This is a genomic window from Devosia sp. YIM 151766, from assembly GCF_030285925.1.
Classification (GTDB): domain Bacteria; phylum Pseudomonadota; class Alphaproteobacteria; order Rhizobiales; family Devosiaceae; genus Devosia.
Map to the genome: position 1 here is coordinate 2,310,357 of NZ_CP127251.1, position 13,639 is coordinate 2,323,995.

General features: G+C 59.6%; 10 protein-coding genes, 3 pseudogenes and 1 other annotated feature. Of the genes and pseudogenes, 3 read left to right on the forward strand and 10 right to left on the reverse strand.

Annotation, left to right across the window (positions count from 1 at the left end; translation table 11 throughout):
* Nucleotides 1-151 precede the first annotated feature (151 nt).
* Nucleotides 152-678 (forward strand): annotated as a pseudogene (locus O9Z70_RS11325) (transposase); the annotation flags it as partial.
* Nucleotides 436-552, forward strand: a sequence feature (AL1L pseudoknot). (Overlaps the previous pseudogene by 117 nt.)
* A pseudogene (locus O9Z70_RS11330) lies at nucleotides 671-1,105 on the forward strand (transposase); the annotation flags it as partial. The pseudogenes O9Z70_RS11325 and O9Z70_RS11330, both read left to right, overlap by 8 nt.
* A gap of 69 nt (nucleotides 1,106-1,174) precedes the next feature.
* Here O9Z70_RS11330 and O9Z70_RS11335 read toward each other — a convergent pair.
* The 8 genes from O9Z70_RS11335 to O9Z70_RS11370 form a co-directional block, all read right to left on the reverse strand.
* Complete coding sequence (locus tag O9Z70_RS11335; protein ID WP_286019170.1) at nucleotides 1,175-3,100, reverse strand: glycoside hydrolase family 127 protein; 1,926 nt, start codon at nucleotides 3,098-3,100, stop codon at nucleotides 1,175-1,177.
* Between the two features lie 9 nt (nucleotides 3,101-3,109).
* Nucleotides 3,110-4,165 carry an ABC transporter ATP-binding protein gene (locus tag O9Z70_RS11340; RefSeq protein ID WP_286019176.1) on the reverse strand — a complete coding sequence of 352 codons (1,056 nt, stop codon included), beginning with the start codon at nucleotides 4,163-4,165 and terminating at the stop codon, nucleotides 3,110-3,112.
* Complete coding sequence (locus O9Z70_RS11345) at nucleotides 4,162-4,989, reverse strand: carbohydrate ABC transporter permease (RefSeq protein WP_286019182.1); 828 nt, start codon at nucleotides 4,987-4,989, stop codon at nucleotides 4,162-4,164. The genes O9Z70_RS11340 and O9Z70_RS11345 overlap by 4 nt, the downstream gene beginning before the upstream one ends.
* Nucleotides 4,986-5,888: a carbohydrate ABC transporter permease gene (locus tag O9Z70_RS11350; protein ID WP_286019197.1), complete on the reverse strand. Its 903-nt coding sequence runs from the start codon at nucleotides 5,886-5,888 to the stop codon at nucleotides 4,986-4,988. The genes O9Z70_RS11345 and O9Z70_RS11350 overlap by 4 nt, the downstream gene beginning before the upstream one ends.
* A gap of 67 nt (nucleotides 5,889-5,955) precedes the next feature.
* Nucleotides 5,956-7,191, reverse strand: a complete 1,236-nt coding sequence (locus O9Z70_RS11355) for an ABC transporter substrate-binding protein (protein WP_286019203.1) — start codon at nucleotides 7,189-7,191, stop codon at nucleotides 5,956-5,958.
* 107 nt (nucleotides 7,192-7,298) lie between these two features.
* Nucleotides 7,299-8,348, reverse strand: a complete 1,050-nt coding sequence (locus tag O9Z70_RS11360) for a LacI family DNA-binding transcriptional regulator (RefSeq protein ID WP_286019212.1) — start codon at nucleotides 8,346-8,348, stop codon at nucleotides 7,299-7,301.
* 60 nt (nucleotides 8,349-8,408) lie between these two features.
* The gene (locus tag O9Z70_RS11365) at nucleotides 8,409-9,305 is read right to left on the reverse strand and encodes a sugar phosphate isomerase/epimerase family protein (RefSeq protein WP_286019218.1); all 897 of its coding nucleotides are present in this window, start codon (nucleotides 9,303-9,305) and stop codon (nucleotides 8,409-8,411) included.
* A 14-nt stretch (nucleotides 9,306-9,319) separates the two neighbouring features.
* Nucleotides 9,320-10,354 (reverse strand): Gfo/Idh/MocA family protein, encoded by a 1,035-nt coding sequence (locus O9Z70_RS11370; RefSeq protein ID WP_286019224.1) that lies wholly within the window; start codon nucleotides 10,352-10,354, stop codon nucleotides 9,320-9,322.
* A 162-nt stretch (nucleotides 10,355-10,516) separates the two neighbouring features.
* On the opposite strand from O9Z70_RS11370, the gene O9Z70_RS11375 reads away from it, so the two are divergent.
* The gene (locus O9Z70_RS11375; protein WP_286022000.1) at nucleotides 10,517-11,557 is read left to right on the forward strand and encodes a LacI family DNA-binding transcriptional regulator; all 1,041 of its coding nucleotides are present in this window, start codon (nucleotides 10,517-10,519) and stop codon (nucleotides 11,555-11,557) included.
* 467 nt (nucleotides 11,558-12,024) lie between these two features.
* On the opposite strand, the gene O9Z70_RS11380 is transcribed toward O9Z70_RS11375, so the two are convergent.
* Entirely contained in the window at nucleotides 12,025-12,210 is a 186-nt protein-coding gene (locus O9Z70_RS11380) for a hypothetical protein (RefSeq protein WP_286019229.1), read from the reverse strand.
* Nucleotides 12,211-12,904: 694 nt separating this feature from the next.
* A pseudogene (locus O9Z70_RS11385) lies at nucleotides 12,905-13,588 on the reverse strand (IS3 family transposase); the annotation flags it as partial.
* Nucleotides 13,589-13,639: the final 51 nt, after the last annotated feature.

Sequence of the window (13,639 nt, forward strand, 5' to 3'; positions counted from 1 at the left end):
ATGACTGGATCGAAACCCGACCCGACGAGCGGTACAAGCAGATTACCGCGCGCCTTACCGGGATCGTTCGCTCGACGTCCGAGGGGTCGCCCACAAGGTTTGAACCGCCCCGGGTTTGCCGGAGGCTCCAACTTCCAAAAAGGATGGAGCCATGACGAGCAAAACGACGAACAAGTTTTCCCCTGAGGTGCGCGAGCGTGCCGTGCGGATGGTGTTGGATCACGAAGCTGATCATTCCTCCCGCTGGACTGCCTGCCAGTCGATTTCCGCCAAGATCGGCTGTGCGACGCACACGCTGCTGGATTGGGTGAAGAAAGCCGAGATCGATGCCGGCAAGCGGGCCGGTTTGTCGACGGATATGGCGGCGAAGATGAAGGCTCTTGAGCGGGAGAACCGGGAGCTTCGGCAGGCCAACGAGATTCTGCGCAAGGCGAGCGCTTATTTTGCCCAGGCGGAGCTCGACCGCCCATTCAAACGATGATCTCGTTCATTGACGATCACCGCGAGGCGCATGGGGTCGAGCCGATCTGCAAGGTGCTGCCGATCGCCCCATCGACCTACCACGATCATGTCGCCAAGCGCGCTGATCCCGCGAAGCTGTCGGCGCGGGCGAAGCGGGACCTGGAGCTCAAACCGGAGATCGAGCGCGTCTTCGCAGAGAACTTCGAGGTCCAAGGGCCAGCACACCATGGTCGCGGCCGCGATCCGGCAGGCCTTCATCCAGCCCGACCAAGACAATGCCGTGCAGACCTGGCGGCATGTCGCCGACCAGCTTCGGGCCAGATGGCCCAAGCTGGGAGCCTTCATGGACGACGCCGAAGCTGATGTGCTCGCCTACATGGTGTTCCCATCCCAGCACAGAACGAAGTTGCACAGCACGAATCCGCTGGAACGTCTGAACAAGGAGGTGAAGCGCCGCGCCGATGTGGTCGGCATCTTCCCCAACGAGGACAGCATCATCCGCCTGATCGGAGCCGTCCTGCTCGAGGCCAATGACGAGTGGCAGCTTCAGCACCGATACATGCAGGTCGAGGCCATGGCCGACCTCAACACTCCAGCAGTCGAGGAGGAGAAGACGCTTCAGATTACACCAAGAGCCGCCTGATCATGACAGCCCGGAACCACACCCGAAATTACACCACGTTGACGGACGCTACCCAATCGACCGTCCATATCACGGTGGAGTCGCACCCTGTCCCTCGGGCACCCAAACCACCATCGAGCCTTGCTCGCGGTTTGCCCAGAGGAAATAGGGAATTGCGGTGAGCGTTGAGGCCGTTTCCTTGGGCGGTGCAGTTCGATAAAGCTGGTTAAACTCACTCTCGTCGATGGCAGTGGCGTCGGCCTTGAGAGCGACAATGCCGTCAAAGAGGTCCAACTTTTCGGCGCGCAATTCTGACGTGCGTGGCAATTTCAGACGTTGCACCCGCCCCCCTGGGTTATCGACTTCTTCGAGACAATAAACCAGAGGCCCGCGCTTCAGCGCGACGCGGCCGGCATCCATGATGACGCCCGGATGGGCGTAAAGGCGCTCGGGCGGCATAGGCAGATCAAGGGTGATCTTGTCCTCCTTCTGCCAAGTCCGGTGGATGGTCAGGTAACCGCTTTCGGTTGCCGCGACATCGACAGCCTGGCCGTTGACCGCAACCTTTGGGCCCCTGCACCAGGACGGAATGCGCAGTTTGATGTCGAACGCGGCGGGCGTTTCCGGATCGATATGGATTGCGATGTCGCCGGACCATGGATAGGTCGACACTTCGCGCAGACTGACCCGGGTTCCGGCAATTTCAACGTCCGAAGCAATGCCACCATAAAGGTGGAATGCGACACCATTGGGTGCAGTCGAAAGGAAATACTGCCCCACGGACGCAACCAGACGCGACACGTTCATGGTGCAGCAGGGGCAAGTATGCCATTCCCAACGGGTCGGCGTGCCGTCGCTTTCCAGCGGATTGGCGTAGAAATAATGCTCGCCATCGCGGCTGAGACCCGAAAGCGCGCCGTTGAACATGGCGAGTTCAAGAATGTCGCCATATTTGCCGTCGAGATCGAGATGCAGCATGCGCTGCGCCCAGAAGATTAACGCCACCGACGCGCAGGTTTCGGCATAGGCCGTCTGGTTGGGCAGGTCGAAGTCGTGGGTAAAACCTTCATTATGCGCCGAGGGGCCGAGACCTGCGGTCACATACATCTTGGTTTCCATGACGTCGTCCCAGAGGACCTCGCAGGCACGCTTGAGACTCTCATCCTCGAGCTTGGCGGCCAGATCCGCCATCGCGGTATACAGATACATGGCGCGCACGGCATGGCCGACCACCTTGTCCTGCTCACGCACCGGCTTGTGTGACTGCGAATATTCGTAATTCGGAAAGACATAAGGCTGACGCTTGTCGCCGCTGCCTTCGCGCTGCTCGCGCTCGATGTCGAAATAGTGCGGCTTCTGGTTCCCGCGCTCATTGATCATATAGGTCGCGAAATCGAGATGTTTGCGCTCACCGGTCAGGTAGTAGAGCTTCATCAGCGCCAGCTCGATTTCCTCGTGGCCGTCATAACCGCGGCGCTGGCCGGGACCGGTGCCGAAAGTGGCGTAGATATGGTCGAGATAGCGCTCCATCACATCAAGGAAGCGCCGACGCCCGGTGACCTGGAAATAGGCCACGGCCCCTTCGAGCAGATGCCCGGCATTATACATTTCGTGGTTATCACGCAGATTGGTCCAGCGCTTGTCGGGCTCGCGACCCAGATACCAGCAATTGAGATAGCCATCCGGCGCCTGGGCCTTTTCCAGATCATCGATGGCAGCCTCGATCTTGGTCTCGATTTCGGCGTCGCGGCGATGGGCCAAGGCATAGCTGGCCGCCTCGATCCATTTGCCCACATCGCTGTCCCAGAACACCTGCACGGTAAAGCCGTTTGAGTGGCGGGGAAAGCGTAGCGGAGGCGGTGGATTGGGGAGTTTGAGGGAGTCGAGAATGCCGTATTCGGTCAGCTTTTTATGCTGGCTGGGCACGGTGCGATGGAGGACGGTATCGAGCCGCTCGTGCCAGAACTGGCCTTCGAGCTTGACCTGTGGAAAGGGAACGGGAGCATAACGGGACATGGGTGTGCCTTAGAGTGCGATGCCGGTTTTGGGATCGAAGAGATGGACGCGGGACGGGTCGATGCTGAGACCGACACGATCGCCCGAGGCGAGTTGTGTGCGTTCCGATTGGAGCAACTGGAAATTTCCGTCGCGTGAGGTGAGGTAGGTGGCCGATCCGGTGGATTCGACGGCGCCGATCTCGAGATGAAAAGTGGCCTGGTCTGCCTGAACCAGCAGGTGCTCCGGACGGACACCCGCGACCACCGGCCGTCCGGGCTCGATAGTGCGGGCCAGCGGGATCGTGCCGCCACCATCGAGGTCCACGGTATTACCGCTTTCCGCAAGGCAGCCGGGCAGAAAGTTCATGGCCGGTGAGCCGATGAACCCGGCGACGAACCGATTGACCGGCTTGTCGTAGAGATCGAGCGGGCGGCCCTGCTGCTCGATGATCCCGGCGCGCATTACCACGACCCAGTCAGCCATGGTCATGGCTTCGATCTGATCGTGCGTGACATAGACCGAGGTGGCGCCAAGGCGATCATGCAGGGCTCGGATTTCCTTGCGCATCTGCACGCGCAAGGCGGCATCGAGGTTGGATAGGGGTTCGTCGAACAGGAAGGCCTTGGGGTTGCGGATAATGGCTCGGCCCATGGCCACACGCTGCCTCTGCCCTCCTGAAAGCTGGCGCGGATAACGCGCCAAGAGCTCAGAAAGACCTGTAGTGGCCGCCACTTCGACCGCCTTCCGCTTCGCTTCGGCCCTGTTCACACCATGCAGCCGCAGCGAATAGGTGAGGTTTTCCTCCACCGTCATATGCGGGTAAAGTGCGTAGGATTGGAACACCATGGCGATGTTGCGGTGTCGCGGCGGCACGCCTGTCATCTCCTTGCCGGCAATGGACATGCGGCCCGACGTGATGGTCTCCAATCCGGCAATGGAGCGCAGGAGTGTAGACTTGCCGCAGCCCGATGGCCCGACCAGGGCAACGAAGCTCCCCTTGTCGATCGTCAGCGACACATTCTTGAGCGCATGGAAGCTGCCATAGTGCTTGTCGATATCGACAAGCTCAATCTGTGCGGTCATTTCAGGGCTCCCGAGGTAAGGCCGGACACAATGCGGCGCTGCAGGATGACGAAGACAAGGAGGATCGGCGTCACGTAGATGGCGGAGTAAGCCATGATGCCGTTCCAGTCGGTCGAGTTGGGGCCCAGGAAACCGCTGAGGCCAACGCTGGCGGGCTGCAGGGCGGGGCTTTGGATGATCGACTTGGAATAGATGTATTCGCCGAAGGCGCTCATGAAGGTGAGGATGGCGCAGACCAGGATGCCATTGCGTGCCAAAGGCAGGACAATGTTGAAAAAGGCGCCGACGCGGGAATTGCCGTCAACCAGGGCCGCTTCTTCGAGTTCGCGCGGGACACTCATGAAAGTGGCCCTGACCAGAACAACAAAGAAGGGCATGGCCTTTGCAGCAGCGGCAAGGACCACCGCTGTGCGGGGGAAGTTGAGCAGGCCGATCTGGTTGAAGCCGACGAACAGCGGCGTCACCATGACCGAGGCCGGCAGGACCTGCAGCATGAGCACGCAGAACAGTCCAACATCGATCCACACATTTCGGTATCGCGCCAGCACGTAGGCACAACCCGTGCCCAGGATGACCGTGAGGGCGGTAATGCCTCCGGCAATGATGACCGAGTTGAGAAGGAAGACCGGCATGGTGCGCCGTGTCCAGGTTTCCGGATAGATGTCGGCATTGGGGGCACTGGGCCATAAGGTAGGCGGATTAGCGAAGATTTCAGAGCCCGTCTTCAGGCTGGTCACATACATCCAATAGAGCGGGAACAGATAGACGGCGGCCAGTGCCAGTGCGACGACCAGCAGAAACCAGGGCGTATAGGTCTTGGTCATCCGCGCACCTCATGGCGGGTCGAGCGCACATAGATGATGGACGCCAGGAACACGAGCAGGAACATCATGACGGACACTGTCGCGCCCTTGGCAAAGTCATAGAGCTTGAAACTCAACTGCCAGGACCAGAAGCCTGCTACGTTTGATGAATTGGCGGGACCGCCCTCCGTCAGCGCCGGGAACAGGTCGAATTGCTGCAGCGTACCGATCAGGCCAAGCGACAGCACAGCGCCAATGGTGGAGCGCATCATCGGCAGGGTGATCGTCCAGAATCGTTGGAAGGCATTGGCGCCATCAAGCTCGGCGGCCTCGTAGAGGTCACGTGGAATAGCCGCCAGTCCCACCGAGAGCAGCAACATGTTGAAGGCCAGACCCAGCCAGATATTGGCGATGATCACGGCCCAGATGGAAAAGTTCGGGTCCGATTTCCAGAATATGTTGGACTGGATGATGCCCAGATTTTTGAGGATGACATTGAGCACGCCAAAGTCACCGGCCAGGATCCAACTCCAGATGGCGCCGACGACCAGGCCTGGCATGACCCAGGACACGAGGAAGAGGCCACGAATGGTGGCTGCGCCCGGGAAATTCTGGGCGAAAAACAGGGCAAGGGCGAAACCAAGAACGAATTGGCCACTCATGGAGCCAAATACGAAAATCAAGGTGTTGCGCGTGACCAGCCAGAATTCTGACTGCTGCACCACGGCTACATAATTGTCGAAGCCGACAAAGGGCCGGAACAAAACACCCAGAGTGAACATGTCCACCTGCTGGAAGCTCATCAGCACATTATAGACAAGCGGGGCGCCTGCAAGAGCGAGCAAAAAGAGCAAGGCCGCGCCGACAAGCAGAATATCGAAGCCCACCCCGTCGCGCAGGGTGTTGAAAAATCGTGTCACCGGACCCTCCAGCGCAATTGAAGAAGATGCCGGCCGGAGCGCACCCCGGCCGGTCAGTCCGGGAGGATTACTTCTTGATGATCGTGTCGATGCTTGCCTGAGCCTGGCTCAGCGCCTGATCCGGCGTCATCTGACCGGTGAGTGCTGCCTGCTCGGCATCATAGATGGCCTTGGAGATTTTCTGCCATTCCGGGTGCGGACCGCGCGGCTGGGCGTATTTAAGCTGCTCCTGGAACACCGCGAGTGCGGCATCCTTCTTGGCAATGCCCGAGGCTGGGAGCTCGACGTCTCCGCGGGTCGGCAAGTAGCCGAATTCCGGGAACAATCGATCATCCTGGCTGACAAAATATTCAAGCACCTTGAAGGCCTCTTCGGGATGCTTGGTTGTCGACATTATGCCCAGGTTGAAGCCACCGAGAGCCGAAGAGCGCGCATCGCCCTCGCCGAAGGTCGGCAGGAGGGTCACGCCCCAATCAAAATCAGCGTCTTCGACCATGCGGTCGATTTCCCACGGGCCGGAAATGGCCATGGCAGCATTGCCCGAGTTGAACGTGCCGGTAGAATCCCACTGTCCGAGCGAGAGCACGTCCTGGCTCAGTACGCCGTCGTCAATCATGCCCTTGACCATGGAGAGCCAATTGCGGGCACCTTCGGTGTTGACGTTTTCATAGCCGCCGCCGGACATCTGGATGACGGGTAGGAACTGGAACGTGCCTTCCTCATTGCCACGCGCGGACAGTGTCGCGCCGTATACGCCTGTGTCGGGATTGGAGAGCTTGCGAGCATATTCCTCGAACTCAGCCCAGGTTTGTGGCGGGTTCTCAATGCCGGCGGCTGCAAACATGTCCTTGTTGTAGAACACGCCGATCGTGTCGGTATATTTGCCCACGCCATAGAGGCGTCCATCCCAGCTCACCGAATTGAGCGGACCTTCGAAATAGACGTCAGGATTGATGATGTCGCTGTTGGCGGCCATGTCGGTGATGTCGAGGAAAGCGCCGCGAGACGAGAAGAGCGCGAAATCCGGATTGTCCAGGCTGACAATGTCCGGGGCATTGCCAGTCGCATAGGCGCGGAGCGTCTCGTTGACGATCTCGTCAAACTGCAGGATCCGGTAGTCAACCTTAATTCCGTTGTCCATCGCGTCGAACTCGGCCGAGAACGTATCGGACGGGCCAACCTGATTGGCACCGTCAATCGACCAGACGGTGATTGTGACGTCTTCCTGTGCCTGTACCGTTGTGGCTGCGACCAATGTGCCAAAAGCGAGACCGGCCAATAGACCGTGCTTGGTGAACTGCATTATATCCTCCCTTGCGGCCTCGGCCGCGCTGCGCCGCTTGGGTTTCCTCTTCCCTTGCGGCTATTTCCTCGCTGCTACGGGCACGCCAATGCCTGTAGCAGCACTCCTCAGGTCTCCTGCTGCACCTCCAGCTTGCCTGCGACGGGCACTGTACCCCCACAGGATTGGCGCACCACGAGCTTGCACGGCAGCGTGCGGATGCCCGGCTCGACTGGCTTGCCTTCGGCAAGATCCAGGATCAGGCGTCCGGCTTCGCGGCCGAGTTCCTTGAGATTCATGTCAATGGTGGTAAGCGGCGGTCGCGTTGCCGCGGCGACAATTTCCCAATTGTCGAAGCCGATGACCGATACGGCGCCCGGCACCGACACGCCGCGCTCGCGCAGCGCATCGATGACCCCGCGCGCGATCTGGTCATTGCCGCAAAAAATACCATCTGGAGGGTTTGGAGTGCCCCAGAGCCGGGTGACGGCCTCATGCCCCCATGCTTCGGACCAGGGACCGTGGAACACCGGGGTTGCGGACCCCGCGACGGCGTGGAATGCGTCCGCACGCGTTCTTACCGAGGCAAAGCTCTCCGGGCCGGTGACATGGACAAGCCGGCGTCGTCCGATGGCGGCCAGATGCTGCGTAGCCTCGCGCGCGCCCTGCGCGTCGTCGGAGACGAGAGTGACTGCGTCTTCGGGGCCCTGGGTGAAGGCATAGACCACAGGCACCGGGAGGCCCGAAAGGTCAATCGGCAGGCGGCGGTCGATGCGCTTGCCCGTGGCGATGATCCCGTCCACTTGCTTGTCAAGCATGGCATTGACATGCACCTCCCCGAGCGCCGCGTCGTCTTCAATGCCACAAAGGAAGACCGAAACGCCCTGATCCACCAGGGCCTCGTTGATGCCTGCCATGACCGGCAGGGTGAAGCGGCCATAGGTGTCGTCGGTCAGGAGGCCCACAGTGAAGCTGCGGTTCTGGGTCAGCGCCCGCGCCATCGCATTGGGGCGGAAACCCAGCGCCGCCGCTGTCTGCTTGACCCGCAGGCGTGTCGCCTCGGTCATTCGTCCGGTATCGTTGAGCGCTTTCGAAGCCGTGGCCACGCTGACGCCAGCAACGCGGGCGACATCGTAGATGCGAATGCGCTCTGCCTTGGCCAAGTCAGCGTACCTCACTGGTAAACCCTTTTCTCACCCTTGATAAAACGGTTTCTCAATTACGGTCAATAGTCATACTTATATATTCACGTAGGTACCGCCGCGGGCCGCCTTGAGGTGGTTCAGAGCATGCATCTGCCCGGTCATCTCTAGTGCATCGCGATAGACAGGATCGTGCCAGCCCTCGATGTCGATTGAGCCGGACCAGCCCGCGAGGCGAAGTTCGGAGATGATGTTGGTCCAATTGCTGTCGCCGAAACCGGGCGTCCGCATGAACACAAACTTCTCCTTGCCGAAAATGCCGTGTTCCTTGATCACGTCCCAGCGGATGGTCGCATCCTTGCCGTGCACGTGAAAGAACTTGTGTGCCCATTTGCGGATCTGCGGCAGTGGGTCGATGAGGTAGACCATCTGGTGGCAGGGCTCCCATTCAAGCCCGATATTGTCGTCCGGCGTCTCGTTGAACATCAGCTCCCAGGCATCGGGATTGTGAGCGATATTCCAGTCGCCAGTCTGCCAATTGCCATCCATGGCGCAGTTCTCGAAGGCGATTTTGACACCCTTGTCGGCAGCGCGCTTGGCCAGTTCCGACCAGACCTTTTTGTATTGCGGCAGGCTTTCGGGTAGCGGTCTGTTGCGAATGCGGCCGGTAAAGCCTGCCACGCAGGTCGCGCCGAAATGATGGGCATTGTCGATGCAATCTTTCCAGCCCTGCAGGGTCTGGCGATCAATTTCCTGGTCTTCGAGCGGATTGCCGAACATGCCGAGGGTCGAGATGGTGATATCGCGGTCGCCGATGGCGTCCAGACAGCGCTTGCCCAGTTCGGCAATGTCCTGACCATTGGTGGTCTGCCAGAAGAAGGGCTCGAAGCTTTCAAACCCGGCATCGGCGATTTCGCCGATGCGCTCGGCAGCCCTGCCTGCGGAGGCCGAAATCATCGTGCCGATGCGAATGAATTTGGCAGGATCGCTCATCTTGGAAAAAGTCCTCAAACTGAAATGGTGACGCGCTGGCCGGTCCGAGCGCTTTCTATTGCGGCAAGAACCATGGCGAGGCTGTTGATATTGTCGCTGCCGGCCGTTTCCGGCGCGCGCCCGGATTCGATGGCCGACAGGAATTCCGCGATGACGCTGGCATGACCATGGGTCTGGTCTTCATCGGCCGGTGAAGGGATCTCAATGTCCTTGAGATCGCGGAAGAAGCCGGTCTCGCCTGCAACCACACGCGCCTCGAAACGATCCTCGCCGTCCCAGATCAGCGTGCCGTTGGTGCCGATGATGCGCCAGACACTTTCCCAACTGGTATTGGCGCCTTCGGCAGCCCAGGAGCCGCGATAGTTGAAGACAATATCATCCTCGAATTCGAAGATCGCGTTGGCCGCGGCCCCATGGCGATACCAGGAACCGCGCGGATTGGTTTCGAGGCAATAGACGGCGCGCGGCGCCTTGCCGGCCATGAAGCGGGCAGCATCAAGCGTGTGGATGGCCATGTCGAGCAGCAGGACATTGTCCATATCTTCGCGGAAGCCGCCAAAATGCGCACCGATGAAAAAGTCGCAATTGAGGCTGGTGATCTCACCTAGCGCGCCGCTTTCTATAAGACGACGAATACGTCGGATGCCGGAAATGAAGCGGCGGTTCTGCACCACGGCATGCACTCTTCCGGCGGCCTTGGCATGAGCAACCATCGCCTTAGCGGCTGCAAGAGTGGTGGCCATGGGCTTTTCGGTCAGCACGTGGCAACCATAGCGCAGCCCGGTTTCGACCAGGTCGGCGCGAGCCGCTGGCACCACAACATCGAAGAGAAGGTCGGGCTTTGTTTGGGAGAGGACGGCATCCAGGACTGTGCCGATGAGTGCATCCTGAAGGCCGAATTCGGCAGCGCGTGCCTCAACCTTGGCCCGATCCAGATCGACCAGCCCGACGATGTTCACGCGCCCCTTGAGCAGCGGATGCTCGCAAAGCGCCGACAGCCAGCCCTTGGACATGGCTCCGCATCCGGCGAGAACCGCAGAATAGACCAAGATTTCCTCCCACTGGACTTTGCGCGCCCCTGCCGTCTTTTGCGACCTTGGGCAGTCAGTCTCGTAAACGTTTACGACGCTATATTTACAGCCTTGCTGCTGTCAATAGAATTTCGTAAACGTTTTCGGATGCAGCTTGCCGCCGTAGAAGGGAAGAATAAAATGGTCGGCATCAGGGACTTGGCGCAGCGGTTGAACCTCTCGATCGGCACGGTCTCGCGGGCGCTCAACGGTAAGCCGGACGTCAACGAGGAGACACGCAAGCGCGTTTTAGATGCCGCCGACGCGATGGGTTATGTGCCCAATCAGGCGGGCCGGGCCTTGCGCAAAGGCTCGACGGGCGTGGTCGGCTTCATGATGCAGACTGGTTCTGAAATCACTGGCGAGGGCGACATGTTCTTCATGAGTGTCTTCGACGGCGTTCAGACCGTCTTTGCTCGGCATCAGCTCGACCTTGTCGCCTTGCTCTGCTCATCCCAGGAAGATCCGGACGCCTATCTTCATCGGGTGGTGGCCCGCGGCTTTGCCGATGCACTGATCATTTCTGCCACTAAACGCGAAGACCACCGGATCGATTTCCTCGCCAATCGGAAAATTCCGTTTATCGCACTGGGCCGTTCCGAGACCGACGCCGGCCACCCCTGGCTTGACCTCGACTTCGAGGGCATGGCCGAAACGGGTATCACCCGATTGGTCGAGAAAGGTCACCGTCGCATTGGCATCTTTGCTCCGCTCGACGACGCTAATCTCGGCTTCATACTCATAAGTGCCTATCGCGACGTACTGAACCGGCATGGTATTGACTTCGACCCCGACCTCGTATTTCGCGGCTATCCCAACGAGCGTGGCGGTCATGCCATTGCCCATGCGATCGCAGCAATGCCGAAGGAACGGCGACCAACCGGCTTCCTGCTGGCCAACGAAGCCCTGTCACTCGGCCTCTACAATGGCCTTTATGAAGTTGGTCTACCGCCGGGCCAGGCTATCGCGGTCATTGGCCGCGATAGCCCGCAGGCGCATTTCCTAGTTCCTAAACTGACCTGCTTCACGTTGTCTCTGCGAGAACTCGGTATCGCACTGGCGGAATCACTCTTGGCGACCGTGCCTGGCTATGAGCAACTATATCCGCTCGGCACCGTCCGCCGGGTCGTTCCACTCGAACTGTTTGAGGGCCAAAGTGACAGGAACCGCGGGGGCGCATAAGGGGGTGAACTTCAGTGCCGATTGACACGCTATCGTCATGAGTGCCCGAGATGTGGTGCTCTGGTCATCAGCGTGAACATGCCCAATGGTGGCTGGGCGCACTTCGAGGGCGCGAAAGGTTTGTCGCGCATCAAGCACCCATGTCTGCACCTCGGCGAGGGGCTGTCAAAGAAGCACGACGCCGATACGCCCGATTTGTTTGCTGCGGTACTGCGAAGGTAGTCCTTGACCACAGCTGCAATCGATGGCCGCGAAATACCGCCACTGACAGAGGCTGGGTTTCGTAACCTGTTCAACGTGACGATCAGGTCCCATCCTGAAATTGGCTGATCGTTACCTTGTTGTCTCTGCCTGTAACCGAAAGCCTCAAGTTCGCCCCGCTGGCGTCTGCTCGTCCATGCATCATGGGGGGGGAAGGTGAGTGTTTTCTCACCTTCAACGTGTCCAGTAGTGGTCAGGCACGTTGATTATGGTTCGTTGTCGTCTAGCATGTTCCTGTCATGCAGCACTCTCATTCCGAGCTCGTCGAAATCGCCAAAGCGCGCCTGGTCGATCTGGGCGCGTTGGTAGGTCGGGTTGACTTGCCAGCGCTGGAACGCAGAGTGGCCGATCTGCTCGAGCATCTCGAGGAACTCTGCCAGGAATTTGATCATGACAAGCCCCCTCATTCTGGACAAGGTCAAAGTCTTTCCAGCGTTGACCTCGCAAACGCCTGGCGGCGGGGACTAGCGCCTGATGGAGCCAGTGCTCTTCCGAGTCACGCATACCTTGAGAAGCTTGAGGAGCTTGGTCGCCGATGCTCTGCAGACCCGGCAGCGTTCGACGCCCTTGCTTTTCATGCAGCAGCAAGAATTGCGGAAGATCAGCGTTTGTCCGTTCCGCTCCGTCGGTTCGTATGCGACCACCTGGGTGGCAAGCTGATGCGTCCCCGTCCACCTGGACGAACGCGGAAAACTGTTCTGTCTGACCTGATGCTCGCTCAGGTTGTAGCAGAGTTGGTCGAGAAGCATGGCATCAAGGCCGTTGGCAATGTAGCTTCCGAGAATGAAGGAAGTGCGTGCGCAATTGTGGCGCAGGCCATGAAGGAACTCGGTCAGCCGCCGCGCTCATTTTCGGCAGTCGAGAAGGCATGGTTTGCGTCCAGGCGTGGCAAGCGCGATTGAGCGTTTCATGAGCTGATGCGGCCGCCAACCATGGGGTCTGCCATGCACCGTTACTTTTCGTGAACTTCCTCATTTCAGCCCTGCCTGTTCTGCTCTCTCGTACTTATCCTGTCCCGATCAGCTCTGCTCCTGTTGGGCCCTGACTGGAGTGGACCCCATTTGACCGGACAGTCGGCGGTTTGGTTTAAGCACTGAGGCGCAGGAACTCGCGTGGTGAGCGGTACTTGAGCCCGGAGTGCGGGTGGACCTCACAGTAATCGTCGATCCATTCGGGCAGCAAGGCCAGGATGGTCTCGGCGTCAGGAAGGATGACGGTGGAGGCATAGTCCCTTTTCAGGGTTTTGACGAAGGCCTCGGACATGCCATTGCTTTGCGGGCTTCGTACCGGGGTAAAGAGCAGGTCAATGCCCAGTGCCGCGGCCACCTGTGCGGTCTGCCTGGCGATATAGGCACTGCCATTGTCCGAGAGCCATTCCAACCGGTGTGGAACCTTGAGTGCCTGGAAGCGGCGTTCAACGGCCGCGATCATCAGATCACAGACCATTTCGCCGGAGATGCCGGCATTGGCCGCAGCCGACCAGGCGATGATCTCCCGGTCACAGGCGTCGATGACGAAGACGATGCGCACCACCTCGCCATTGCGGGCATGGATCTCGAGATGATCGGAACACCAGCGGATATTGGAGCGCAAAGCAACAACGACACCGTCATGGGTCCGCGCGGGCCGCAGCGCCGTGTTCTTTTGAAGGGTGAGCCCGTTCTGCTGCATGACCCTGAGGACGCGCTTGGTGTTGACGGTGGGCTTGCCCTCTTTGCGCCGCTGCCGGTTGAGCAATGCCGTCACGCGGCGATAGCCATAGGTGGGGCGCTGGTCATCGGAACTCTTGGACATAGTCGTACTCATGGGCGCATGCCTATG

Excerpts from the sequence above, each read along its gene's own strand:
- O9Z70_RS11335 (WP_286019170.1), bottom strand. The coding sequence starts at position 3,100 with ATGTCCCGTTATGCTCCCGTTCCCTTTCCACAGGTCAAGCTCGAAGGC.
- O9Z70_RS11340 (WP_286019176.1), bottom strand. The coding sequence starts at position 4,165 with ATGACCGCACAGATTGAGCTTGTCGATATCGACAAGCACTATGGCAGC.
- O9Z70_RS11345 (WP_286019182.1), bottom strand. The coding sequence starts at position 4,989 with ATGACCAAGACCTATACGCCCTGGTTTCTGCTGGTCGTCGCACTGGCA.
- O9Z70_RS11355 (WP_286019203.1), bottom strand. The coding sequence starts at position 7,191 with ATGCAGTTCACCAAGCACGGTCTATTGGCCGGTCTCGCTTTTGGCACA.
- O9Z70_RS11365 (WP_286019218.1), bottom strand. The coding sequence starts at position 9,305 with ATGAGCGATCCTGCCAAATTCATTCGCATCGGCACGATGATTTCGGCC.
- O9Z70_RS11375 (WP_286022000.1), top strand. The coding sequence starts at position 10,517 with ATGGTCGGCATCAGGGACTTGGCGCAGCGGTTGAACCTCTCGATCGGC.
- O9Z70_RS11380 (WP_286019229.1), bottom strand. The coding sequence starts at position 12,210 with ATGATCAAATTCCTGGCAGAGTTCCTCGAGATGCTCGAGCAGATCGGC.